This is a genomic window from Sphingomonas sp. PP-F2F-A104-K0414 (genome assembly GCF_004340945.1).
Classification (GTDB): domain Bacteria; phylum Pseudomonadota; class Alphaproteobacteria; order Sphingomonadales; family Sphingomonadaceae; genus Sphingomonas.
The window spans coordinates 485574-509365 of the sequence record NZ_SLYD01000004.1 but is presented as its reverse complement, the minus strand read 5'-3'; the positions used below and the strand labels follow the sequence as shown (position 1 = coordinate 509365).

The 23792-nt window shown below is 67.1% G+C and carries 16 protein-coding genes, 1 tRNA gene and 1 pseudogene; 13 read left to right on the top strand and 5 right to left on the bottom strand.

What is annotated here, in order from left to right:
- Positions 1–27: 27 nt before the first annotated feature.
- The 3 genes and pseudogenes from C8J46_RS12265 (at position 28) to C8J46_RS12255 (ending at position 5765) form a co-directional block, all read left to right on the top strand.
- Positions 28–1086 carry a homocysteine S-methyltransferase family protein gene (locus C8J46_RS12265; RefSeq protein ID WP_132739389.1) on the top strand — a complete coding sequence of 353 codons (1059 nt, stop codon included), beginning with the start codon at positions 28–30 and terminating at the stop codon, positions 1084–1086.
- Between the two features lie 122 nt (positions 1087–1208).
- Positions 1209–3920 (top strand): annotated as a pseudogene (gene metH, locus C8J46_RS12260) (methionine synthase); the annotation flags it as partial.
- A 69-nt stretch (positions 3921–3989) separates the two neighbouring features.
- Complete coding sequence (locus tag C8J46_RS12255) at positions 3990–5765, top strand: SLC13 family permease (RefSeq protein ID WP_132739383.1); 1776 nt, start codon at positions 3990–3992, stop codon at positions 5763–5765.
- Between the two features lie 100 nt (positions 5766–5865).
- Here the strand turns inward: C8J46_RS12255 and C8J46_RS12250 are convergent, their stop codons facing one another.
- A complete protein-coding gene (locus C8J46_RS12250) occupies positions 5866–7326 on the bottom strand; it encodes an aldehyde dehydrogenase family protein (protein WP_132739380.1) in 1461 nt (486 codons plus the stop codon).
- Between the two features lie 106 nt (positions 7327–7432).
- Between C8J46_RS12250 and C8J46_RS12245 the strand changes: the two genes are divergently transcribed.
- From C8J46_RS12245 to C8J46_RS12225, 5 genes are all read left to right on the top strand, one after another.
- Positions 7433–8407: a quinone oxidoreductase gene (locus C8J46_RS12245; protein WP_132739377.1), complete on the top strand. Its 975-nt coding sequence runs from the start codon at positions 7433–7435 to the stop codon at positions 8405–8407.
- Positions 8408–8494: 87 nt separating this feature from the next.
- Positions 8495–8815, top strand: coding sequence for a hypothetical protein (locus C8J46_RS12240; protein ID WP_132739375.1), 321 nt, complete (start codon positions 8495–8497; stop codon positions 8813–8815).
- Positions 8812–10341 carry a methyl-accepting chemotaxis protein gene (locus C8J46_RS12235; RefSeq protein ID WP_132739372.1) on the top strand — a complete coding sequence of 510 codons (1530 nt, stop codon included), beginning with the start codon at positions 8812–8814 and terminating at the stop codon, positions 10339–10341. Before C8J46_RS12240 ends, C8J46_RS12235 begins: the two co-directional genes overlap by 4 nt.
- Before the next feature lie 75 nt (positions 10342–10416).
- Positions 10417–11097: a response regulator transcription factor gene (locus C8J46_RS12230; RefSeq protein ID WP_207894165.1), complete on the top strand. Its 681-nt coding sequence runs from the start codon at positions 10417–10419 to the stop codon at positions 11095–11097.
- Positions 11097–12434 (top strand): ATP-binding protein, encoded by a 1338-nt coding sequence (locus C8J46_RS12225; RefSeq protein WP_132739370.1) that lies wholly within the window; start codon positions 11097–11099, stop codon positions 12432–12434. The genes C8J46_RS12230 and C8J46_RS12225 overlap by 1 nt, the downstream gene beginning before the upstream one ends.
- A gap of 141 nt (positions 12435–12575) precedes the next feature.
- Here C8J46_RS12225 and C8J46_RS12220 read toward each other — a convergent pair whose 3' ends face one another.
- Positions 12576–15095: a TonB-dependent receptor gene (locus C8J46_RS12220; protein WP_132739367.1), complete on the bottom strand. Its 2520-nt coding sequence runs from the start codon at positions 15093–15095 to the stop codon at positions 12576–12578.
- A gap of 250 nt (positions 15096–15345) precedes the next feature.
- Between C8J46_RS12220 and C8J46_RS12215 the strand changes: the two genes are divergently transcribed.
- Positions 15346–18462, top strand: a complete 3117-nt coding sequence (locus C8J46_RS12215; RefSeq protein WP_165886534.1) for a TonB-dependent receptor — start codon at positions 15346–15348, stop codon at positions 18460–18462.
- Positions 18462–19484 carry a phytase gene (locus C8J46_RS12210; RefSeq protein ID WP_132739362.1) on the top strand — a complete coding sequence of 341 codons (1023 nt, stop codon included), beginning with the start codon at positions 18462–18464 and terminating at the stop codon, positions 19482–19484. The genes C8J46_RS12215 and C8J46_RS12210 overlap by 1 nt, the downstream gene beginning before the upstream one ends.
- A gap of 190 nt (positions 19485–19674) precedes the next feature.
- On the opposite strand, the gene C8J46_RS12205 is transcribed toward C8J46_RS12210, so the two are convergent.
- A tRNA-Gly gene (locus C8J46_RS12205) sits at positions 19675–19748 on the bottom strand.
- Positions 19749–19885: 137 nt separating this feature from the next.
- On the opposite strand from C8J46_RS12205, the gene C8J46_RS12200 reads away from it, so the two are divergent.
- The 3 genes from C8J46_RS12200 to C8J46_RS12190 are packed head-to-tail and all read left to right on the top strand — an operon-like array spanning position 19886 to position 21314.
- Positions 19886–20461, top strand: coding sequence for a TspO/MBR family protein (locus C8J46_RS12200; protein WP_132739359.1), 576 nt, complete (start codon positions 19886–19888; stop codon positions 20459–20461).
- Entirely contained in the window at positions 20458–20823 is a 366-nt protein-coding gene (locus tag C8J46_RS12195; protein WP_132739356.1) for a DUF393 domain-containing protein, read from the top strand. Before C8J46_RS12200 ends, C8J46_RS12195 begins: the two co-directional genes overlap by 4 nt.
- Positions 20820–21314 carry a DUF427 domain-containing protein gene (locus tag C8J46_RS12190; RefSeq protein ID WP_132739353.1) on the top strand — a complete coding sequence of 165 codons (495 nt, stop codon included), beginning with the start codon at positions 20820–20822 and terminating at the stop codon, positions 21312–21314. Before C8J46_RS12195 ends, C8J46_RS12190 begins: the two co-directional genes overlap by 4 nt.
- A gap of 3 nt (positions 21315–21317) precedes the next feature.
- Here the strand turns inward: C8J46_RS12190 and C8J46_RS12185 are convergent, their stop codons facing one another.
- Together C8J46_RS12185 and C8J46_RS12180 are read right to left on the bottom strand one after the other, a co-directional pair.
- On the bottom strand, positions 21318–22175 hold the full coding sequence (locus C8J46_RS12185; RefSeq protein WP_132739350.1) for an NAD(P)-dependent oxidoreductase: 858 nt from the start codon (positions 22173–22175) through the stop codon (positions 21318–21320).
- An 81-nt stretch (positions 22176–22256) separates the two neighbouring features.
- Positions 22257–23669, bottom strand: a complete 1413-nt coding sequence (locus C8J46_RS12180; protein ID WP_132739320.1) for a HAMP domain-containing sensor histidine kinase — start codon at positions 23667–23669, stop codon at positions 22257–22259.
- Positions 23670–23792 lie beyond the last annotated feature (123 nt).

Genomic DNA, 23792 nt, shown 5'->3' with positions numbered 1-23792 from the left:
CGCCAGCGGGAGGGGAGGAGATCGACGATGACACCACGTGAACGTTTCAACGCGGAAGCCGCCAAGCGCATCCTGATCACCGACGGCGCGTTCGGCACCGAGATCCAGAACTGGAAGCTCGACGAGGCGGCTTACGCAGGGTCGCTCGGCTTGTCGCACGACCAGAAGGGCAACAATGACATCCTGGCGATCACCAAGCCGGACGTCCCCGAAACGATCACGCGCGAATATCTGGAGGCCGGCTCGGACATCGTCTCGACCAACACGTTCAGCGCAAACGTCATCTCGCAGGCCGACTACGGCGCAGAGCATCTGGTGCGCGAGATCAACGTCGAGTCCGCCAGGATCGCTCGCGCGCTCGCCAACGAATACGAGGCCAAGGACGGCCGTCCGCGCTTCGTCGCCGGCGCGATCGGGCCGACCAACAAGACGCTGTCGCTGTCGCCCGACGTCAACGATCCCGGCTTTCGCGAGATCGACTTCGATTATCTGAAGGGCGTGTACCGCGAACAGATCGACGCGCTGCTCGAAGGCGGCGAGGGGGTCGGTGTCGACTTCATCCTGATCGAGACGGTGTTCGATACGCTCAACGCCAAGGCCGGGATCATGGCGGCGATCGAGGCGGGCGACGCTCTCGGGCGCGACGTGCCGATCATGATGTCGATGACGTTGACCGATCTCTCGGGGCGCAACCTGTCGGGGCATACGGTCGAGGCGTTCTGGCATGCGGTGCGGCATGCCAAGCCGATCACGATCGGGCTCAACTGTTCGTTCGGCGCGGAGCAGCTGCGGCCGCACGTGAAGACGCTGTCGGCGATCGCCGATACGCTGATCATGGTCTACCCGAACGCGGGGCTCCCGAACGAACTCGGCGAGTATGACGAGCAGCCGGAGACGACGGCCGGGCTGGTCGGCGAGTGGGCGGTGGCCAAGCAGGTCAACGTGCTCGGCGGCTGCTGCGGGTCGACCCCGGCGCATATCAAGGCGATGGCCGATGGTGTGCGTGGGCTCGAGCCGCGGGCTGTGGCGCGGCCTGAAGTGCGGACCAAGCTCGCCGGCCTCGAACCATTCACGATGGCGGCGTAAATCCTCCCCGGCACGGGGAGGGGGACCGCGCCTGAAAGGCGTGGTGGAGGGGGCTCTCCACCAAGCGTAACGTTCGTGGAGAGCCCCCTCCACCGCTCTGCGAGCGGTTCCCCTCCCCGTACCGGGGAGGAATTGGAAAACCGATGACCACCACCTCCTCCACCTCCTTCGTCAACATCGGCGAGCGCACCAACGTCACCGGCTCGGCGCGCTTCAAGAAGCTGATCATGGCGGGCGACTATCCCGCCGCGGTCGAGGTCGCGCGTCAGCAGGTCGAGAGCGGCGCGCAGGTGCTCGACGTCAACATGGACGAGGGGCTGCTCGACGCGCACCACGCGATGACGACGTTCCTGAAGCTGATCGCCGCCGAACCCGATATCGCGCGCATCCCGTTCATGGTCGACAGCTCGAAATGGAGCGTGATCGAGGCCGGGCTGAAGTGCGTCAGCGGCAAGCCGATCGTCAATTCGATCAGCATGAAGGAGGGCGAGGAGCAGTTCCTCGCCCAAGCGCGCAAGTGCATGGCCTATGGCGCGGCGGTCGTCGTGATGGCGTTCGACGAGGTCGGGCAGGCGGACACCAAGGACCGGAAAGTCGAGATATGCGAGCGCGCGTACAAGCTGCTCGTCGGGATCGGCTTCCCGCCCGAGGACATCATCTTCGATCCCAACGTCTTCGCTGTCGCGACGGGGATCGAGGAACATAACAACTACGGCGTCGACTTCATCGAGGCGTGCAAGGAGATCAAGGCGCGCTGCCCCCACGTCCATATCTCGGGCGGGCTGTCGAACTTCAGCTTCTCGTTCCGCGGCAACGAACCCGTGCGCCGGGCGATGCACAGCGTGTTCCTGTACTACGCGATCCCCGCGGGCATGGACATGGCGATCGTCAACGCCGGCCAGCTCGACATCTACGACGACATCGATCCCGAGCTGCGCCAGGCGGTCGAGGACGTCGTGCTCAACACCGATCCCGAGGCGGGTGACCGGCTGGTCGCGCTCGCCGAACGCTATCGCGGCACCGACGTGGTCGCGGAGAAGGCGGCGGCGGAATGGCGGTCGCTGGGTGTCAACAAGCGCCTCGAATATGCGCTGGTCAAGGGCATCGACCTCCACGTCGTCGAGGATACTGAGGAAGCGCGCCAGATCATCGCCGATGCCGGCGGCCGGCCGATCGAAGTGATCGAAGGCCCGCTGATGGACGGCATGAACGTGGTCGGCGACCTGTTCGGGTCGGGCAAGATGTTCCTGCCGCAGGTCGTGAAGTCGGCGCGCGTGATGAAGAAGGCGGTCGCGCATTTGCTCCCGTATATCGAGGCGGCCAAGGAGCCCGGCGCACGCGGCAAGGGCAAGATCATCATGGCGACCGTCAAGGGCGACGTGCATGATATCGGCAAGAACATCGTCGGCGTGGTGCTCCAGTGCAACGGCTTCGACGTGGTCGATCTCGGCGTGATGGTGCCGTGGTCGAAGATCCTCGAAGCCGCCAACGAGAACGATGCGGACATGATCGGGTTGTCGGGGCTGATCACGCCGTCGCTGGACGAGATGGTGACGGTCGCCGAAGAGATGAAGCGCGCCGGCATGACGATGCCGCTGCTGATCGGCGGCGCGACGACGTCGAAGGTGCATACCGCGCTGCGGATCGCGCCGGCGTATGATGGTCCGGTGGTGCATGTGCTCGATGCGAGCCGCGCGGTCGGCGTCGCGTCGACCCTGGTGTCGGACACGATCCGCGACGAGTTCGTGACCAAGACCGCGGACGAGTATGAGGCGGTGCGGATCTCGCGCGCGAACAAGGGGCAGAGCGAGTTGCTGCCCCTGGCGACCGCGCGCGAGCGCGCGTTCGTTGCGGATTTCGCGCTGAAACCGCCTGCGCCGGTGAAGCCTGGCGTGCATGTGTTCGCGGATTGGGATCTGTCGGATCTGCGCGACTATATCGACTGGACGCCGTTCTTTCGCGCGTGGGAGCTCGCGGGGAATTTCCCGGCGATCCTGACCGACGAGGTCGTCGGCGAGAGCGCGAGTTCGCTGTACGCGGATGCGCAGGCGATGCTCGATACGATCGTCGCGGAGAAGTGGCTGACCCCGCGCGGGGTAGCGGGGCTGTGGCCTGCGCGGCGTGAGGGTGATGATGTGGTTCTTTCCCCCTCCCGCTTGCGGGAGGGGTCAGGGGAGGGGCGTGCCGCACAAGAAGGCCCTTCCCCGACCCTTCCCGCAATCGGGAAGGGGGCAGAAGACGAAGTACGTCTCCCCATGCTGCGCCAGCAGATCGCCAAGCGCGAAGGCCGCGCCAACATGTGTCTCGCCGATTTCGTCGACACCCAGGACGACTGGTTCGGCGGTTTCGCAGTCGGCATCCACGGGATCGACGATCACATCGCCCGCTTCAAGGCGGACAACGACGATTACAACGACATTCTGCTGAAGGCGCTCGCCGACCGCTTCGCCGAAGCCTTTGCCGAACGCCTCCACAAGCACGTCCGCACCGATCTCTGGGGCTATGCGCCCGACGAACAGCTCACCAACGAAGCGATGATTAAGGAACAGTATCGCGGCATCCGTCCGGCGCCGGGTTACCCCGCCTGCCCGGACCACAGCCTCAAGCCGATCCTGTTCGACCTGCTCGACGCGCCGACCGCGACCGGCCTCGAACTGACCGAGAGCTTCGCGATGTTCCCGACCGCCGCCGTCTCCGGCTTCTATTTCGGCCACCCGCAGGCCGAGTATTTCGGCGTCGCCCGCGTCGGCCGCGACCAGCTCGAAGACTATGCCGCACGCCGTGGCGCGGACCTCAAGACCGCCGAACGCTGGCTTCGTCCTAACCTCGACTAAGGTCCGGGCTCGCGCGCGGAACAACCGCCGCGAGCCCGCGCTTATTATGGGTCGACATGCGGAGACCCGATGACCGTTCCCCAGTATCTCTCGATCGCCACGCTGTTCGGGATGATGGCGCTCTTCATTTGGGGCAGGTTCCGCTACGACGTCACCGCGATCCTCGCACTGCTCGCCAGCATCGCGCTCGGCATCGTCAGCCCGAAGGACGCGTTCAAGGGCTTTTCCGACGACATCGTCATCATCGTCGGCTCTGCGCTGGTGATCTCGGCGGCAGTGCAGCGCTCTGGGATTATTGAGCTTGCTCTCGCCAAGTTCGCCAAGCGGGTGACCCGCGTCCGGTCGCAATTACTGCTGCTGACCGCGTCGGTCGGGTTCGCGTCGGCACTGGTCAAGAACATCGGCGCGCTGGCGATGCTGATGCCCGCAGCATTCCAGATGGCGAAGAAGAACGACACCTCGCCCTCGGTGTTCCTGATGCCGATGGCGTCCGCATCTTTGCTCGGCGGGCTGATCACGCTGGTCGGCACGTCGCCCAACATCATCGTCAGCCGCGTTCGCGAACAGATGACCGGACACCCGTTCGGGATGTTCGACTATGCCCCCGTCGGGCTCGGCCTGACGCTGATGGGGCTGATCTATCTGCGGTTCGCCTACCGGCTGCTGCCCCGCGATCGCCGTGCCGCGCCGACGATGGGCGAGGCGCTCGACATCAAAGGCTATGTGACCGAGGCGATGATCCCCGAGGCCTCGCCCGCGGTCGACGAGACGGTCGACGCGTTCCTCGACCGTCATGACCGCGAGGTGACGATCACCCGCATCCTCCGCGCCGGCATGCGCAGCGCGCCGCACGAGCACACGCATCTACGCGCCGGCGACACGCTGATCCTCGGCGGCGATCCCGACGCGCTCGAACGCGTGATCGCGCGCGACCGGTTGAAGCTGGAAGGCGAGGACCGGGAGAAGGCGGACGAGGACGACGACGACGAGGTCGGCGTGATCGAGGCGGTGATCGGCCTCGGCTCGGCGCTGGTCGGCAAGACCGCGGCGCGGCTCGCGTTGCAGGCGCGCTACGGCGTCAACCTGATCGCGATCTCGCGGCAGGGCGAACACCTCTCGCGCCGCCTCGCCAATACCGAGTTGCGCGCTGGCGACGTGCTGGTGTTGCAGGGGCCGCTTGAGCAGTTGCCTAGCAAACTGCGCGACCTCGGCTGTCTGCCGTTGGCGCAGCGCGAGATGCGGCTTGGCGTGTCGAAACGGAGCTGGTTGCCGATCGGCATCCTAGCCGTGGCGATGAGCGCGACGGCGATGGGGTTCGTACCCGTCGCAGTCGCGTTCTTTGCCGCGGCGGGGCTGATCATGGCGACCGGCGTGCTGCCGGTGCGCGAGGCGTACGATCATGTCGAATGGCCGATCCTGATCATGCTCGGCGCGCTGATCCCGGTCAGCGATTCGCTGCGCACCACCGGCGCGTCGGAGGTGATCGCGACCTGGCTGTCGTCGACCGCGGCGACGCTGCCGCCCTGGGGCGCGGTCGCGCTGATCCTGGCGGCGGCGATGGCGGTGACGCCGTTCCTCAACAATGCCGCGACGGTGCTGGTGATGGCGCCGATCGCCGCGACGTTCGCGGGCGATCTCGGGTTCCGGCCCGAGGCGTTCCTGATGGCGACGGCGGTCGGGGCGGGGTGCGATTTCCTGACGCCGATCGGCCACCAGTGCAACACGCTGGTGATGGGGCCGGGCGGGTACAGGTTCAGCGACTACGCGCGGCTCGGCGCACCGCTGTCGCTGCTCGTGCTGCTGGTAGGCACCCCGCTGATCGTCGCGGTCTGGCCGACGCACTGAGTCACCCGTCATCCTGACGAACGTCAGGATCCAGAGTTACGCGCGCCGTCCCATCGGCTCTGGATCCTGACTTTCGTCAGGATGACGGAGGGTTGCAGGGTCAGGCCCCGGCTTCGGCCGGCTTCCCCTCGCGTACGTCACCCGGCAAGCCGGTGATCGTCTTCACCTCCATGAAGTCCGTTAGCCCATACCGCCCGTTCTCACGACCGTTGCCTGACTGCTTGTACCCCCCGAACGGCGCGCCGATGTCCGGGCTCCACGAGTTGATGGTCACCAGCCCCGCGCGCAACCTCGGCGCGACCTTCGCTGCCGCCGCCGGATCGCCCGAGATCGTCGCCGACAGCCCGTATTCCGTCGCGTTGGCGATGCGGATGCCTTCGTCCTGGTTGCTGTACGACGTAATCGTAGCGACCGGCCCGAACGTCTCCTCCTGCGCGATCCGCATGTCGGGGCGCACGTCGGTGAACAGCGTCGGCTGGATGTAGAAGCCGGCGTTTCGCCCGTCCGGCCGACCTACGCCGCCGGTCACCAGCGTCGCGCCTTCGTCGATCGCCGACTGGATCAGCCCCTGGATCTTATCGAACTGCGCCTTGTTGACGACCGGGCCGATATGCTGGCCCATCTCGGCGGGATCGCCGACCTTGGTCTGCTCCATCATCGACTTCACGATCGCAGTGGCCTCCGCGACCTGGCTCGCATGCACCAGCAGGCGCGTCGGCGCGATGCAGCTCTGCCCCGAATTGGCGAGCACGCCGGCCACCGTCGGCGGTAGTACCGCGGCGAGATCGGAGCCCTCCAGCACAAGGTTCGCCGCTTTGCCGCCAAGCTCCTGATGGACGCGCTTGACCGTCGGCGCCGCCGCCAGCGCGACCGCGATCCCGGCCCGCGTCGAGCCCGTAAAACTCACCATGTCGACCTCGCGGTGCGCGCACAGCGCCGCGCCAACACCCGGCCCGTCGCCGTTGACGAGGTTGAACACCCCCGCCGGCACGCCCGCCGCATCCATGATTTCCGCCAGGATCACCGCGCACGACGGCGCCTCCTCGGACGGCTTCAGGATCATCGTGTCGCCCGCCGCCAGCGCAGGCGCGACCTTCGCGCAGATCTGGTTGAGCGGCCAGTTCCACGGCGTGATCATCGCGACGACGCCGAGCGGCTCGTGCACGACGGTCGCCTTGCCGATGACCTCAGAGAATTCGAACGCCGCCAGCGCCTTCGCGGTCGCCGAGAAATGCGCGAGGCCGGTGGGCGCCTGCGCCATCGACGCGAGCGCCATCGGTGCGCCCATCTCCTGCGACATCGCCTTCGCCAGATCGGGCATCCGCGCCTTGTATTCGGTCATGATCCGGCCAAGCACATCGAGCCGTTCCTGCACGCTCGTCTGGCTCCAGCTTTCGAACGCGTCGCGGGCCGCGGCGACCGCCTTGTCGACGTCGGCGGCGGTACCCAGCGTGATCTCGGTGCAGGGCTGTTCCGTCGACGGGTCGATCACCTGATAGACGGTGCCGCCCTCGCTCTCGACCCACGCGCCATCGATATACTGCTTCAAATAGCTTTTCATCGTGCCTCTCCGCATCTTGTCTCGCCAAGGAATGGGCTCGCCGGAGATCGGTTGCAACCCGAAACGCATGCCTTAGGTTGACCGGGAAATTCATCAGGAGGCCGGCATGGCGAGAGTGGCATTCATCGACAAGATCGGCGGTCCCGAGGTCATCCAGTGGCGCGACGTCGAACTGCCGCCACCGGGCAAGGGCGAGGTCTGGATGCGCAACACCGCGGTCGGGCTGAACTATATCGACACCTATCACCGCAGCGGCGTGTACCCGGTCGACTTGCCCTCGGGGCTCGGCAGCGAGGCTGCGGGCGTGGTGATGGCGGTCGGCGAGGGCGTCACCGACTTCGCGCCCGGCGACCGTGTCGGCACCTTCGGCCCGTCGCGCGGCGCGTATGCGACCGAGCGCAACGTGCCGGCGAACCAACTGTTCAAACTGCCCGACACGCTCGACGACCGCACCGCCGCGGCGATCCTGCTCAAAGGTACTACCGCCGAATTCCTGGTCGAGCGTTGCGCCAAGGTGCAGGCAGGCCAGACCGTCCTCGTCCACGCGGCCGCGGGCGGCGTCGGCCATATCCTGGTCGGCTGGCTGAAGGCGATCGGCGCGACCGTCATCGCCAGCGTCGGCAGCGAGGACAAGGCCGCGCGGACGCGGAAAGCGGGCGCCGATCATGTCATCCTCCACAAGTCCGAGGACATCGCCGCGCGGGTGCGCGAGATCACCGACGGCAAGGGCGTTCCCGTCGTTCTCGACGGCGTCGGCGGCGCGACGTGGAACGCGTCGCTCGACAGCGCAGCCAAGCGCGGGCTGATCGTCAGCTACGGCAATGCGGGAGGCGTGGTCGAAGGTGTCAATATCGGGGTTCTTGCGCGGAAAGGGTCGTTGTTCGTGACCCGGCCGACTCTGTTCGATTATTATGTCACGCCCGAGGAAAGGCACGCCGGCATCGCCCGCCTGTTCGCGATGCTCGACAGCGGCGCGATCACCCCCGAAATCGGCCAGACCTTCGCGCTCGAAGACGCCGCGGATGCGCATCGCGCGGTCGAGAGCGGGCGTACCTGGGGGAGCACGCTGCTGCTGCCGTAAGCTGTGATCGACTGGCTGATTGAGTGATAGCGAGACGGTGACCGATACGTTAACTGCCGCCTAACGCATTGTACGTAGGTCGAACATATGGTTCGTTCTTACAATTCCGCGGTGGCGATCTGCATCGCCGCACAGGGGATCGCAGTCGTCATCGGCTTCGCGGTACTGATGGCCTGGCCGCCGCGGCATGGCGAATATCTCCTCGTACCGGTCGGCACGAACGCGGCCGCGAGCCTGTTGCCGACCGCGGTCGCGGGCCATGCCCTGCTGATCGGTGCGGGGCCGTTGCCGAACAGCTACATCGTCAGGGGCGATCGTGCGCAATTGGCAGGGCTGATGATGGCGCATGGCGTGGTGCTGCTCGGCGCGTCGGGCGCAGCCTGCGGCGAGACGGCGGTCGCGGCATGAACCCCACCGACCTCCAGATCTTCCGCGCGCGCGGCATCGCCATCGTCGCGATCGCGGGCTGGGTCTGTACGCTATGGCTTGGCGTGATGGGGCTGTGGCTCGATGCCGACGGGCTCGTGCCGGTGCTGGTCGTCGCGGTGCTGGTCAATCTCGCGCCGACGCTGATGGCGGTGCGGCGGCGTCATGACCCGGTTGCGCGGCTGGTATCCGGCACGCCCGCCGCGGTGTATCCGGCGCTCGGCGTGTATCTGCTGCAGGGGCATGCCTGGCAGATGGATGCGCACATGTATTTCTTCGTCGCGCTCGCCGCCCTCGTGGTGCTGTGCGACTGGCGGCCGATCGCGCTCGCCGCCGGGCTGATCGCGGTCCATCATCTCGTGCTGGAGACGGCGGCGCCGGGCTGGGTGTTCACCGGTTCGGGCAATATCGGCCGCGTGATCATTCATGCCGCTGCGGTCGGGTTGCAGCTTGCGGTGCTGAGCTATGTCACAGTCCGGTTGCGTAGCCTGATGATCCGCCAGGAGACCGCGCGCTGCGAGAGCGAGACGCTCGCGAACGAGGCGATCGACAGCCGCAACCGGATGGAGGAGGCGATCACCGGGATGCGCGCGGCCGAGGCACGCGAGGCGCGCGAACGCCAGCGTCGGCTGGAGATCGAGCGCGAACTCGCCGCGCAGCGTGCCGCCGAGATGCTGGCGTTGGCGGAGGCGTTCCAGGCGTCGGTGGCCGATATCGTCGACTCGGTCGGGTCGGCGTCGACCCGGCTCGATGGGTCGGCGCGTGCGCTGAACGAGCTCGCGCAGGTCGCCACCCGCCAGACCGAAGCGAGCGCCGCCGCGGCTACGCAGTCGTCGGAGAGCGCGGGGCGATTGTCGGCACAGATCCATGCGCTGACCCAGTCGGTGACGTCGATCGCAAGCGTGGCCGAACAGCAGGTCCAGCTCGGGACCGAGGCGCGTACCGCATCGACGCTCAGCCACACGGCGATGATCGCGCTCGTCGAACGGACGCAGACGATCGGCAGCTTCGCTAACTCCATTCAACAGATCGCCGCCAAGACCAACCTGCTCGCGCTGAACGCGACGATCGAGGCGGCGCGCGCGGGCGATGCCGGCAACGGGTTCAAGGTGGTCGCGAGCGAGGTCAAGCAGCTTGCCGGGCAGGCGACCGGCGCGTCGAGTGAGATCCGTGCGCTGGCTGGCTCCGCGGAGCAGGGGGCGGGGGTCGCCAACGATGCGCTCGGCCGGATCGCGACGATGATCGGCCACCTCGCGACCGCCGCGGACACGATCCAGGCGGAGGTGCGGCATCACCACCAGACCGCGGCGTCGATCGAGCGCACCGCTGACAGCACCGCGGCGGGGATCGACAGCATGGCGGACGAGTTGCTTGGGATCGCGCGGGTCGCAGGCGAGACCGCGGGGCTGTCCGACATGGTCGCGCGCGCCGCAACCGGGCTGCTGGATACCGCGCGCCAGCTCCGCGCGGCGACCGATCGCTTCGTGATCCAGCTCAAGGCCGCGTAGCGCCTGGTTTGCGCATGGTTTGCGTGGGAGGGCGAAAGCGCGGTAGGGCGGGGGCCCCATTTCGGCGAGACGACGATGAGCCTGAACCTGTTGCTGGTCGAGGACGATGCGGTGTTCGCGCAGGCGATGGCGGAGGAACTGCGCGGGCTCGATCACCGCGTCACGGTCGCGGTCGATGGCCGCGAGGCGCTGGCCGCGGTCGACAGCGCGCCGTTCGATGCGGTGGTGCTCGACCGGATGCTGCCCAAGGTCGACGGGATGTCGGTGCTCGCGAGGCTGCGCGGCGGCAACATGACGGTGCCGGTGATCATGCTCACCGCGCTCGGCCGGTCGGTCGAGAAGGTCGAAGGCCTTGAGGCGGGTGCGGACGATTACGTGGTCAAGCCGGTCGCCGCCGCCGAACTCAGCGCGAGGCTGGCCGCGATCGTCCGCGGACGCGGCTGGACCGGCGGTAGCGCCGACACGATCCGCGCAGGCGACATCGTCGTCAGCCCGACCAAGTTCCGCGCATGGCGCGACGGCATCGCGCTCGACCTAGGCAAGCTCGAGTTCAAGCTGCTCGCCGAGTTCGTCGCCAATGCCGACGCGGTGCTGACGCGGGCGATGCTGGTCGAGCGCGTCTGGGGCTACGACTTCGCGCCGACCACCAACATCGTCGACGTCTATGTCCGCCACCTCCGCGTCAAGCTGACCGCGGCGGGCGGCGAGGACCCGATTGTGACGGTGCGCGGCGTCGGTTACATGCTGCGCGGCTGATGCGGTTCCGGTCGCTTCGCACGCTGACCGGGGCCTTCCTGCTGGCGTTCCTGGTCGCGACGATCGGGACCGGGGTCGCGATCCACAGTATCACGCTGCAGACGATCGAGCGGTTGGTCGATCGCCGCATCCTGGTCGTCAGCGACGCGATTGCCGGCGTGCCGGGCGACCGGCGGCCGCCCGACGTCTTTCGCCGGATCGATGCGGCGATGCGCGAGCGCGACACTGGCGATATCGGTTTGTTGCTGGTCGATGCGAACGGCCGTCGGCTCGGCGGCAACATCACCTTGTCGCGCCGCCTGCCGCTGGGCTTCTCGACGATCGCGCGCGACGACCGGATCGCCGGTTTGTCTGCCGGGCGCGCGCTGGTCCGCACCCTTGATGGCGGGATGACGTTGACCACGGTCGCCGAGACCGAGCCGTTCGACGACTACAACGCCGCGCGCACGCGGATCTACCTGATCGGGTTCGGCTCGATCGTGCTGATCGTGATTGGCGGCATGGTCTTCTTGGTCGTCACGATCGGCCGGCGGATCGGCGAGACGCGGCGCACGGTCGAGGCGATCATCGACGGCGACATGACGCGACGCGTGCCGATCCACCCGTCGGGCGGCGAGTTCGCGCACCAGGCGATGGCGTTCAACCGGATGCTCGACCGAATCTCGGACTTGATGGCGAGCATCAGCAACGTCTCGAACGACATCGCGCACGATCTGCGCACGCCGCTCGCGCGGCTGCGCAGCCAGCTTGCGCTGACTGTACGCCGGGCCGAGACGGCGGCGCAGCGCGAGGATCTCGAAGCCGCAATCGCGATGAGCGACGAGCTGCTCGCGATGTTCGCGGCAATGCTGCGGATCGCCGAGGTCGAGGGGGGGGATCGTCGCGCCGCGTTCGCGTCGTTCGATCTCGCCGACTTGGTTCGGGAGGTCGGCGACATGATGCAGCCGGTCGTGGTGGATAGCGGTCGGCACCTCGACATCGTCGTGAAGGAATCGGTTCAGATCGTCGGTGACCGGCAGTTGCTGGGCCAGGCGATGGTCAACCTGATCGAGAACGCGATCCGCCATACGCCCACGGGCACGCGGATCGAGATCGGCGTCGTCTCGACCAAGGCTGCGACGATGCTGACGGTGACCGACGATGGCCCAGGCATCCCGGCCGACCAGCGCAAACTGGCGCTTCGCCGGTTCGGGCGTCTGGACATCAGCCGTCACGATGTCGGGCATGGCCTGGGCCTCGCGCTGATCGATGCGATCGTTCGCCTGCACCGCGGCACGTTGTCGCTCGAGGACGCGGGACCTGGGTTACGCGTGGTGCTGAGCTTGCCACGCGGCTGAACCAACAAGTAAACCTCCCCCGCCAGGGGGAGGTGGCAGGCGGAGCCTGACGGAGGGGGCGGGGGCGACACCCTGTGTTTGGTATCCTCCCCCTCCGTCGCCTTCGGCGCCACCTCCCCCTTGCGGGGGAGGATCGTGAGGTCAGAACTTGACCGAGGCTTCCATGCCGTAGGTGCGCGGCGCGTTGAAGTTGCCGTAGTCGCCCAGCACGTTGTTGACGCTGCCCGATGTGAGGTTGGTCGTCGGGGCGCCCGGCAGGCTGTTCGACGGATCGCGGCGGAACACATACTGCTTGTCGAACAGGTTGCGGACCCAGGCCGAGACCGTCACCGCGTTGCTGCCGCCGACATGGATGTTCGCCAGTGCCAGACGCGCGTTGGCGATGAACGCCGGATCGTTCTTGGTCGCGAACTGGTCGAAGGTCTGCGTGGCCTGCGAGTAGTTGCCGTCGAGGTGGAACTTCAGGTCCATGTCGCTGATCGGCATCGTGTAGTCGATCGACCCGTTGGCGGCGTTGCGCGGCGTGAACACGATGTAGAAGTTCTGGTACACACCGGTCGACGCGATCAGCACCGGCGGGATCTTCGTGTAGGTGTACGCATAGCCTGCGGTCAGCGTCAGCCCGTCGACCGGCTGCACCGTCAGATCGGCCTCGATCCCGCGGATCTTGGTGATCCCCGGCGCATTGATCGTCACGAGGTTGTTAAAGCTGCCCGACGCGGTCGTCTGGATCGAGCTGATGTCGACCTGGCTGTTCTTGCGATCCATGATGTAGCCGGCGAGGTTCAGGCGCGCGCGGTGGTTCCAGAAATCGGTCTTCGCGCCGATCTCGTACGACTTCACGTCCTCCGGGTTGAACGTCTGGTAGTTCGAGGTGCGCGAGCTGGCACCGCCGGCGCGGTATCCGGTCGCGTATTTGGCGTACACATGGACCGAGTCGCTGGCGTCGTAAGCGAGCGTCGCCATCGGATTGAACCGGTTCCAGGTGGCGTCGAGCGGCTTGTAGCCGGCCGCGGTCAGCTGCGCTGCGGTTGCCGTGTCGTAGTTCAGGTTGCGCGAATAATGCAGCACGCCCTGCTTTTCGTCGCGCGTGTAGCGGCCACCGGCGGTCAGGTGGACGCGGTCGGTCGCGTTCCAGGTGACCTGGCCGTAGCCGGCATAGCTCTTCGAATGCACTTCCGAAGCACGATCGATCGAGCGACAGCCCACGAGCGAGCCGAACCCGCCCGACCCGGTGCAGGGATCGAGCACCGAGATCGTCGTCAGCGCCGAATTGAAGGCGAGCGAGTTCGGCGTCGCGGCGTCGTCGCTGATATGTTCGTTGAAGTAATAGAGCCCGGCGACGTAATCGAACTGGCCGACCGTGCCGACCGCCTGGAATTCCTGGCTGAACTGGTTCTGGTGAAGGTCGGCGAGGCTGTAGCGGCTGAAGTTGCACGCGGTGCCGGTGCACCCTGCGGCGACGACGGGGACGCGGTGATAGCCGCCGCTATTGTCATACTGGGTCGCGTTCACGCCGCGCCATGCAGTGATCGAGCGGAGTTCGATCTCGGGTGCGACGTCCCAGCGGATGTTCGAGGTGAAGCCGTGCGTCTTGTCGACGCTCGGCTGCTGCGGAACGCCGATATCGGCGACCTTCGCGCGGCTGGTGCCGTTGACCACGACCTGGCTCGGGAGCGGCTTCACGGTGCCGGTAAGCGTGGTGTAGTTGGTGCCGGGCAGGGTGCAGGCAGACGATGCCGATTGTGCACCCGCCTTGCAGCCGTTCGGGTTCACGTTGAGCAGCTGGCTGTAGAACGGGCTGTTCGAGTCATAGCCGTTGTCGTAGCTGAAATCGGCGGTCATGCCCGAGATCGGGTGGACCCGCGCGGTCGCCTTGAAGCCGCGGCGGTGATAATAGTTGAAGCCGGTCTGGCCCTCGAGCGGGTTCTTGGTGGTTGCATCCTGATGCTGGATGACGCCGTCGAGCTTCAGCGCCACGCCATAGGTTTCGGGCAGGTCGAGATGCAGCGAGCCGTTATAGCTGCCGTAGTTCGCGATCCCGCCGGTCGCGCTGCCGCCCCATTTGCCGCTCGGGCCCTTGGTGACGATGCTGAGCGCGCCGCCTTCGGTGTTGCGACCGAACAGCGTGCCCTGCGGGCCCTTGAGCACTTCGATCCGGTCGACGTCGAACAGCGCTGCGTTCAGGCCGTGCTGGCGACCGAGATAGACGCCGTCGATATAGACGCCGACGCCCTGCTCGCGGGCGGGCTGGTTGGCGTCGAGCGGCACGATGCCGCGGATGCCGATCGTCAGCGCGGACTGGCGCGCTTCGAAGGTCGCGACACGCAACGACGGCACGGCGCCGTCGGCGAGATCGTACAGGCTCTGGACGTGACGATCCGTCAGCGCCTGGCTGCTCAGGACATTGATCGCGATCGGCGTCTTCTGAAGGTTCGTCTCGCGCTTGGTCGCGGTGACGACGATCTCGCCAAGACCGGTCTGGTCGGCCGGTTCCACAGCTGCGGGGGCCGGATCGATCACGGGGTCTGCGGCAGCGGTAGCGGGCGCCGTATCCTTGGCGGCGGTCGGCGCGGGGACCGCGAGCACTGGCGACGCGATCGCGACCGTCAGGGCGGCGCCGGCCAGCAGCCGCAAGCGCAGGCTTGCTGAATTCAACATCGAGGAGTTCCCTTTTTCGGCAGTGTTTGCCTTGAAGGGCGCGATAGGCGGCGGTCGTGGCACGTCCGTTACGATTATAAGAATCGCGTGTCCGACGTTTTTAATGTTGGCTTAATGCGCGCCGCCGATGTCGCGCGAGATGACGAGGCTGTCATGTTTCTGTCATGCACGCGTAACGCGGCTGCCATCCGCAGCGGCTACCGCGCCTCCCAAGCCGGCTGGACAAAGCCGGGACATCCGGGGACCCATCATGACATCCAACCTGTCGCGCCGCTTTCGCGGCCCTGTTTTCGCGCATGGCTTGCTCGCCGGCTGCGCGCTGATGCCGTTGAGCATCGCCACCGCGCACGCCGGCCCGATCGCCGCCCCGATCGCCGCAACGCCGGTCGCGGCAACCCCGGTCGCCGTAACGCCAGTCGGGGCGCCGCGCGCGCCCGGATCGGTTACCGGCACGGTGTCGCAGGCTGGTAGCGGCGACTATCTCGATGGCGCATCGGTCTCGATCCCCGCGCTCGACCTGTCGACGGTCGTCGATCGCACCGGGCGGTTCTCGCTGAACGGCGTCCCCGCCGGCACGCACGAACTCGTGATCCGCTATGTCGGCTTCCCCGATGCGCGCCGGACCGTCACGGTCGCCGATGCCCCGGTAACGCTCGACGTGGCGATGACCGCGGCCGTTGGCACGGATGCGGGCGCAGGCGAGGGGGCGGAGATCGTCGTTTCCGGCTCGCGTCCGATCGCGGAATCCGAAGCCGCAGCGCTCCAGATCCAGCGCACCAGCCCCTCACTCGTCTCGGTCATCGCCTCGGACTCGATCGGTCGCCTCCCCGATCAGAACGTCGCGCAGGCGGTCAGCCGCTTGCCCGGCGTCGGCGTCCAGCGCGACCAGGGCCAGGCGCGCTACATCACGCTGCGCGGCGCGCCGATCAACTGGACCACGCTGTCGATCGACGGCATCAACGTCGTCAGCCCCGAAGGCCGCGACGCCCGGTTCGACTCGATCCCGTCGGCAATCGCCTCGCAGATCATCGTGCGGAAAGCCGTCACCCCCGACATGACCGGCGAGACGATCGCCGGCAATGTCGACATCATCACGCGCTCGGCGTTCGATTACCCGGGCATGAAGGTGCAGGCCAAGGGCGGCCTCGGCCATGTCGAACTCGGCAAGAAGACCGAATATGAGGGCTCGCTCGTCATCTCCGACCGGATCGACACCGGGATCGGCGAGTTCGGCATCGTCTCGTCCGCCAGCCTGTATCGCCGCGGCATGGTCACCGACAATTTCGAGACCGATTTCGAGGCGGTCAAGGAGGACAAGCGGCCCGGCTATCAAACGCGCAACTGGGCACGCGAGACCGAGAACAAGCTGTATCGCCTGACGCGGAAGAACTACTCGCTCTCGACCCGGCTCGACTGGCGCCCGGCGCCCGGCCACAAGCTGTTCGCGGAGACGATCTACTCGGCGTTCCAGGACGACGAGCAGCGCAATAACTACATCTTCGATCTCGACGACCAGCAGTCGCGTGCGCCGACCGGGAGCGCCGGCTGCACCGTCAACGCGCGGCCCGCATCGGGCACCACCGGCTATGCCGACATCTGCACCGGCAACACGCCTTTGCTCGGCACCGTCTACGGCGTCGATCTCAACGCGAACTTTACGGTACGCAAATACAAGCAGTCGGTGTTCACCAACACGGTCGGCGGCGATCATGAACTCGGCGAGTGGAAGGTCGCATGGCGCGGCAATTTCACGCGCTCGATCGACGACCGGACTCAGCCGGCGCAGCTGAACTACGAAAGCCCCAGCTTCACGAACGCCACCAACCGGCTGACCGTGGGCTATGACCTGACCGACCCGCAGCTTGCCAAGGTCCAGCTGTTCCGCACGATCCGCAACGCCGACGGAACGTTCTCGCGCGGTGCGCAGGTGACCGCGATCGAGGATTTCCCGACGTCGCTGACCCGTCTCCGCTCGCTGAAGGCGCAGGACGTGACCGAGGCGTACACCGCCAAGCTCGACGTCAGCCGCGAGGCGTCGCTATTCGGCGCGCAGACGGTGTTCACGGCGGGCGTCCGCTATGACGATCGCACCAAGACCGCGAACGAGAGCCTGCTCGACATCAACGGCGCAGCGCAATTCGCCGCCGCGGGAATCTCCACCAACTATTCCGCGATCGCCAAGTCCGGCGGGTTCCAGGGCGAGATCCCGCTCGGCTACACCTTCCAATATTTCGACCGCGACAAGGTGCTCGGGTTGGTCGACCAGGCGAAGACCGTCGCCAGCTATCTGCCGGTTGACGCGAACTATTATAAGGTCGGCGAGAAGGTCTATTCGGCGTACGCGATGGCCACGGTGACCACCAACTGGGGCAGCATCATCGGTGGTGCCCGCGTCGAGCATATCCGCAACGACGCGCGGGCGTTCTCGATCAATGCCGCAACGAGTGTGGCGACGCCGGTCGAGGCGAAATCGAGCCAGACGCTGGTGTATCCGAGCCTCCACCTGAACTGGGACGTCAACGATCGGATGAAGGCGCGGCTGTCGTTCAACACCGGCGCCGCACGGCCCGATTACGATCAGCTCCGCCCGAACCTGACCTATAACGACGCCAACCTGACCGTGTCCGGCGGCAACCCCGACGCGAAGCCCGAAAAGGCCAAGGGCGTCGACGCCTATGTCGAATATTACACGATGCCCCGCGGCTTCCTGTCGATCGGTGCCTATTACAAGGACGTCACCAACGTCCTGTTCGACTCGGTGCAGACCTTCGGCAGCACGATCCTCAACAGCGGCAATACCGATCGCTCGCAATATCAGTTCTCGACCGTCCTGAACGGCGGCAAGGGCTATATCATGGGCATCGAGGGCGCGATCCAGCAGCAGCTCGATCCGTTCACCGCCGATCTTGGCCTGCCGGACTGGATGGGCGGCTTCGGCATCCAGCTCAACGCGACGATCAACAAGAGCCGCGCGGACACGCCAGGCACGGCTGATATCCCGTCGCGGAAAGTACGGCTGCCCGGCGCGTCGGACGCGATCTACAATTTGATCGCCTATTACGAGAAATATGGCTTCTCCGCGCGCGTCTCGTACCAGAACCGCTCGGCATGGCTCGACGCGATCGGCTCGGTCGCGAAGGTCGGCGACACCGTCCGCGGCGTCGATGGCGGCGACTTCTACTGGGCCAAGGACAATGAGCTCGACGCATCGGTCCGCTACGCGATCAACGGCAATGTCGAAATCTACGGCGACTTCGCCAATCTGCTGAACGGTCCGGGCCGTCGCTATGTCGGGTCCTCGGCGTACACGATCGAGCACGAGACGTTCGGGCGCCGCTACACCGGCGGCGTGCGGGTGACGTTCTGATGCGCGCGCTTCCGTTTGCGGCGCTGCTCCTCGCGGGATGTGCGACGACCTCGGTCCCGGTGGCGATCGAGGCACCGATGGTCGCAGCGACCGCGGAGACCGACCCGGTCGATACCGCTGCCGATGCCGCGGACGATCCGGCGATCTGGCGCAACGCGAGCGATCCGGCCAAGAGCCTCGTCATCGGCACCGACAAGAAGGCGGGCATCCACGTCTACAGCCTGACGGGCAAGCGACTTAGCTTCACGCCTGCCGCCCGCCTCAACAATGTCGACCTGCGCGATCTCGGGGGACGTGTGATCGCCGCCGCGAGCGATCGCGCCGACGTAAATACCGCACACGTCTCGCTGTTCACCCTCGACACGGCGGCGGCAAAGCTCGTGCCGCTCGGCCGCTTCCCGGTCGGGCCGGGCGAGGCCTACGGCATGTGCCTCTGGACCCGCGCGCGCGACCACGCGCTGTTCGGCTTCGTCGTGCTCAAGGACGGCCGCATCGACCAGGTCGCGATCGACCTGTCGGGTGCGTCGCCCAAGGTCACGACAGTCCGCTCGATGAAGCTCGGCACCCAGTCCGAAGGCTGCGTCGTCGACGATCGTACCGGGCAGCTCTATGTCGCGGAAGAAGATGTCGGCCTCTGGCGCTTCGACGCCGATCCATCCGCACCCGTCACCGGGACCCCGATCGCCAAGGTCGACGGCAGGACGCTGGTCGCCGATGCCGAGGGTCTGGCGCTCGCACCCTCGGGCAGGACCGGCGGTTATCTGGTCGTGTCGAGCCAGGGCGACAACGCCTACACGCTCTACCGTCTGCCCGGCGTCACCTATGCGGGCCGGTTCCGGATCGGGGGCGGCGGCATCGACGGGACCAGCGACACCGACGGCATCGACCTGATGCTCGGCGATTTCGGCCCCGCCTATCCGGGTGGGTTGCTGGTGGCGCAGGACGGCGACAACGCGCCCGCCACGCAGAACTTCAAATATGTCGGTTGGGATGCGGTCCGGCGGGCGCTGAAACTGCGCTGACCGCCGCCACGCCGGCGCGCGCGCTACGCCGCCGCGATCGACAGCGTAGGGAGCTGGTCCGCGACCACCACGTGGCCCCGACCGGCGCTTGGCGCGGTACGGCGCTTTGTCGGCCAACGGGCGAGGGTCGATCCGTCGTGCGCGCGCCTTACGAGAGCCGGGCTACGATCACATCACATCGATGAAAATTTGGAGCGGGTGAAGGGAATCGAACCCTCGTCACTTGCTTGGGAAGCAAAAGCTCTACCATTGAGCTACACCCGCCGACACGCGTCGTTCGAGGCGTGGTGCGGTGTCCGTACCCGGCACGATCGTGAAGTTCAAGTATCAAGCGCACGCGGAACGTCCGCGGGCGTCCGACGCTGTAGCACCACGGGCGTCGTGCCCGAAAGGACCAGGGCATGTCGACCTCCACACCGATTCACACCGACCCGTCGGACGTTGCGCTGACCGATCCGTCGCGGACCGGCGCGTCGCGGACGGGCTTGTCCAAGCCGGTTGCGGCGTTGATCGTGGCCGGCGTGCTGGGCGCGAGCGCAGTGTTGGGACGGCGTAACGCGCCCGATCCCTCGCACCCCAAGACGCGGCGCTGGTACAAACGGCTCGACAAGCCGGGCTTCACGCCGCCCGACGCGGTGTTCGGCGCGGTCTGGCCGGTGCTCGAAACCGGGCTTGCGGTTGGCGGCTATCGACTGATGCGCGCGCCGGCCGATCCGCGTCGCAACGCCGCGGTTGGGCTGTGGCTGCTCAATACCGCGATGGTCGGCGGGTGGACCGAGTTGTTCTTCCGCAAGCGCGCGCTGGAGACGAGCGCGATCGCGGCAGGCGGGATGGTCGTCACCGGCGCCGCCTATGTCGCCACCGCCGCCAAGGTCGATCGGCCGGCGGCGGGGCTGGGCGTGCCGTTCGTCGCCTGGCTCGGCTTCGCGACGGTGCTCGCGACCCGGATCAGTCAGCGCAACGACACCCGACGATGAGCCGGCTGACCGTATGGCATGATGGCGACTGCCCGCTATGCCGGCGCGAGATCGCGCTGATGCGGCGGCTCGACCGGCGCGGTGCGATCGAGTTCATCGATGCGACCGATGGCGACGCCTCCTGCCCGATCGACCGGCGCGACCTGCTCGCACGGTTTCACGCGCGTGAGGACGGGCAGTTGCTCTCGGGCGCGGCGGCGTTCGCGGCGATGTGGCGGGCGATCCCGGTTCTGCGTCCGCTGGGGCTCGCTGCGCGCCAGCCGATCGTGCTGAGCCTGCTCGAGCGCGTCTATATCGGCTTCCTGCGCGTCCGACCTAAGTTGCAGCGCGCGCTGCGACGGCGCGAGGCGGTGAAGCCATGACCGTCACACGTGATCCGGTGTTGCCCGGACAGACCAGCGTCTGGGACTTCCCCCGTCCTGCGATCGCCGAGCGATGTGCGCGCCACATCCGCATCGAGCATCGTGGGCAGGTCATCGCGGATACGCGCGCGAGCGTGCGGACGCTCGAAACCAGCCACCCGCCGAGCTATTATATCCCGCCTGACGACGTGACGATGGCGCTGCTGCGGCGCTCTACGCATCGGTCGTTCTGCGAATGGAAGGGCGATGCGGTCTATTACGATCTCGTGCTCGATGGCGAGACGCACCGCGACATCGCCTGGAGCTATCCCGCACCGACCCGCGCGTTTGCGGCCTTGCGCGACCATCTCGCTTTCTACGCTGCACCGTTCGATGTGTGCACCGTCGATGGCGAGATGGTCGTGCCGCAGCCCGGCGGCTTCTACGGCGGCTGGATCACCGCGGATCTTGCCGGGCCGTTCAAGGGCGTACCCGGCAGCCGCTATTGGTAAGCCTTATTTGAGTCCGGCGGCCCGGCGCACCGCGAGTCCTGCGCCGGCCCAGTCGACGTCGTCGCCCTCCAGCGCGATCGCGGTGCGCAGATGATCGCGGACGATTCCGAGCAGCGGCATCGGCGTGCGCGAGGTGCTCGCGGCGGCATCGACGAGGTTCATGTCTTTCAGGCCCAAGGGGGCGGCGAAACCGGCCGGCTTGAACGCGTCGGCCACCAGCATGTCGCCATAGGTCTTGTAGACGGGTGCCGAGAACAACGTGCCGGTCAGCACTTCGAGCAGGGTCGCGCGGTCAACGCCGCCCTTTTCCGCCAGCGTCATTGCTTCCGCCATCGCCTCGACCGCGGCCATGATCATGAAATTGCCGCTGAGCTTGACCAGATTGGCGGCCGACGGCGTGGTGCCGACGCGAAAGACGCGCTGGCCGATCGCCTCGAACAGCGGTTCGCAGCGATCGATCAGATCGTCCGCGCCGGCTGCGACGACGAACAGCTTGCCGGCCTCGGCAGCGGGCGGGCGACCGAAAACGGGTGCCGAAATATAGCGATCCGAGTCCGCTGCGAGGCGGTCGGCGAGCGCGACGCCGATCGTGCTGTGCGACACGTGCAGCGCAGGCGCGTTCAGGATGCCATCGGCGCCGTACACCACGGCTTCGAGCGCGGTGTCGTCCGCGAGCATCGTCATCACCACGTCGCCCTGCGCGGCGGCTGCGGGCGTTGCGGCCAGCGTCGCGCCGGCTGCAACCAGGTCCGCCGCCTTGTCGGGCGAGCGGTTCCACACCGTCACCGCATGCCCCGCCTTGACGAGATTGGCGGCCATTGCGCTGCCCATCTGGCCGAGACCGATGAATCCGACTTTCATGCTCTATCCTTCCGACTGTCCGTAGCGGGCCAACGCACACCGCAGCGGATCGCTGCGTTAGGCGCGTAGCGGATCGCTGCGTCAGGCGCGCTGCGGGAGGCGGAGACGCGCGACCAGTCCGCCGGTCGGCGATCGGCCCAAGGCGAGACTGCCGCCGTTGAGTTCGGCGAGTTCGCGCGTGATCGACAGGCCGAAGCCGTGGCCATCGCTGCGTTCGTCGAGGCGGCGGCCGGGCAGCATCGCTTCCGCGATCGCGCTGTCGTCGAGGCCGTCGCCATCGTCGGCGATACCCAGCATCACCATGCCGTCGGCGGCGCGCGCATCGATCGTCAGCGTCGAGCGCGCATGGCGCCAGGCGTTGTCGAGCAGGTTGCCGATCATCTCGTCGAGATCCTGCGGGTCGATCGCGACCGCGAGATCGGTGGGGATGGCGCGTTCGACCGCGATCGGCCGATCGGCATGGATCCGCCGCAGCACCGCGAGCAGGTCGTCGACCGCGGGGGCGATCTGGGTTCGAACGCGGGCGCCGCCGGTCGCATCGGCGCGTGCGCGACCGAGATGATGGCGGACGCGGCGGTCGATTTGCTCGACCATGTCGCGGACATCGTCATCCGCGCCGGTCTCCGCCAGCTTGAGCGACAGCGCCGCCAGCGGGGTCTTGAGGCCGTGCGCGAGATTGGCGACATGCTGGCGTGCGTGCGCGAGCCCGGCGGCGTTCTGGTCGATTAGCGCGTTGAGTTCGGTGACGAGCGGTTGCAGCTCGCCGGGCTGGTCGTCGGGGACGTGGCGTTCGGTGCCAGCGCGGACCGCGGCGAGCGCCGTGCGGAGATCGCGCAGCGGACGCAGGCCGAACCGAAGTTGCACGAACGTCGCCAGCGCCAGCCCGATGCCGAGCAAGGCGAGCGAGCCGAGCAGCGGGATCATCGCCTCGCGCAGTGGTTCCTCGACGATCCGGCGGGGACCGATCGCGGTGATCGTCACGGGGCCGCGCGGCGTGGCGACGTCCATCGTGCGCGAGTGGAGGCGATCACCGTTGCGATCGCGCGTGTCACCGGCGTGGAGGGCGTGATCTTCGGGGCCACCGGGACCGGGAGGATGAGGGCGTCCGGGATCAGGCTGCGGGGCTGGAGGTACTGCGTCGATCGGTGGCGCCGGCTTGGGGGCGGGGGGTGTGATCGGGGGCAGGGGGCGGGTCGTGCCGCTATCGAAGCGACCGGCGGGGCCCTCGACCTGCCACGACCAGTCGGAGCCGGGTTCGCCGAATTCGGGCAGGTCGACCGCGCGCGTCCGGTCGAGCGTCGCGTCGGGACGGACCGCACGCGCCAGCACCGCGACCTGCGCATCGAGCCGCTCGTCGAGTCCGCGTGTGACAAAGCGTTCGAGGACATGACTGATCGTCACCCCCGCGAACAGCAGCGCGAGCCCGGTCGACAGCCCTGCGATGACGAGCATTCGCCCGAAGAGCGATCGAGGAATGAGGCGGAGGCGGGTCATCACGTGCGCCCGTTAAAGTGGGATGATCCGTGCCTTGAACCCCACCCCGGCGAAGGCCGGGGCCCAGGTGGAAAGGCTTTTATAATGGCGGACAACGTTCCGTTAGCACCGTCCCCCAACTGG

Excerpts from the sequence above, each read along its gene's own strand:
- C8J46_RS12265 (WP_132739389.1), top strand. The coding sequence starts at position 28 with ATGACACCACGTGAACGTTTCAACGCGGAAGCCGCCAAGCGCATCCTG.
- C8J46_RS12255 (WP_132739383.1), top strand. The coding sequence starts at position 3,990 with ATGACCGTTCCCCAGTATCTCTCGATCGCCACGCTGTTCGGGATGATG.
- C8J46_RS12250 (WP_132739380.1), bottom strand. The coding sequence starts at position 7,326 with ATGAAAAGCTATTTGAAGCAGTATATCGATGGCGCGTGGGTCGAGAGC.
- C8J46_RS12245 (WP_132739377.1), top strand. The coding sequence starts at position 7,433 with ATGGCGAGAGTGGCATTCATCGACAAGATCGGCGGTCCCGAGGTCATC.
- C8J46_RS12240 (WP_132739375.1), top strand. The coding sequence starts at position 8,495 with ATGGTTCGTTCTTACAATTCCGCGGTGGCGATCTGCATCGCCGCACAG.
- C8J46_RS12235 (WP_132739372.1), top strand. The coding sequence starts at position 8,812 with ATGAACCCCACCGACCTCCAGATCTTCCGCGCGCGCGGCATCGCCATC.
- C8J46_RS12230 (WP_207894165.1), top strand. The coding sequence starts at position 10,417 with ATGAGCCTGAACCTGTTGCTGGTCGAGGACGATGCGGTGTTCGCGCAG.
- C8J46_RS12225 (WP_132739370.1), top strand. The coding sequence starts at position 11,097 with ATGCGGTTCCGGTCGCTTCGCACGCTGACCGGGGCCTTCCTGCTGGCG.
- C8J46_RS12220 (WP_132739367.1), bottom strand. The coding sequence starts at position 15,095 with ATGTTGAATTCAGCAAGCCTGCGCTTGCGGCTGCTGGCCGGCGCCGCC.
- C8J46_RS12215 (WP_165886534.1), top strand. The coding sequence starts at position 15,346 with ATGACATCCAACCTGTCGCGCCGCTTTCGCGGCCCTGTTTTCGCGCAT.
- C8J46_RS12210 (WP_132739362.1), top strand. The coding sequence starts at position 18,462 with ATGCGCGCGCTTCCGTTTGCGGCGCTGCTCCTCGCGGGATGTGCGACG.
- C8J46_RS12200 (WP_132739359.1), top strand. The coding sequence starts at position 19,886 with ATGTCGACCTCCACACCGATTCACACCGACCCGTCGGACGTTGCGCTG.
- C8J46_RS12195 (WP_132739356.1), top strand. The coding sequence starts at position 20,458 with ATGAGCCGGCTGACCGTATGGCATGATGGCGACTGCCCGCTATGCCGG.
- C8J46_RS12190 (WP_132739353.1), top strand. The coding sequence starts at position 20,820 with ATGACCGTCACACGTGATCCGGTGTTGCCCGGACAGACCAGCGTCTGG.
- C8J46_RS12185 (WP_132739350.1), bottom strand. The coding sequence starts at position 22,175 with ATGAAAGTCGGATTCATCGGTCTCGGCCAGATGGGCAGCGCAATGGCC.
- C8J46_RS12180 (WP_132739320.1), bottom strand. The coding sequence starts at position 23,669 with ATGACCCGCCTCCGCCTCATTCCTCGATCGCTCTTCGGGCGAATGCTC.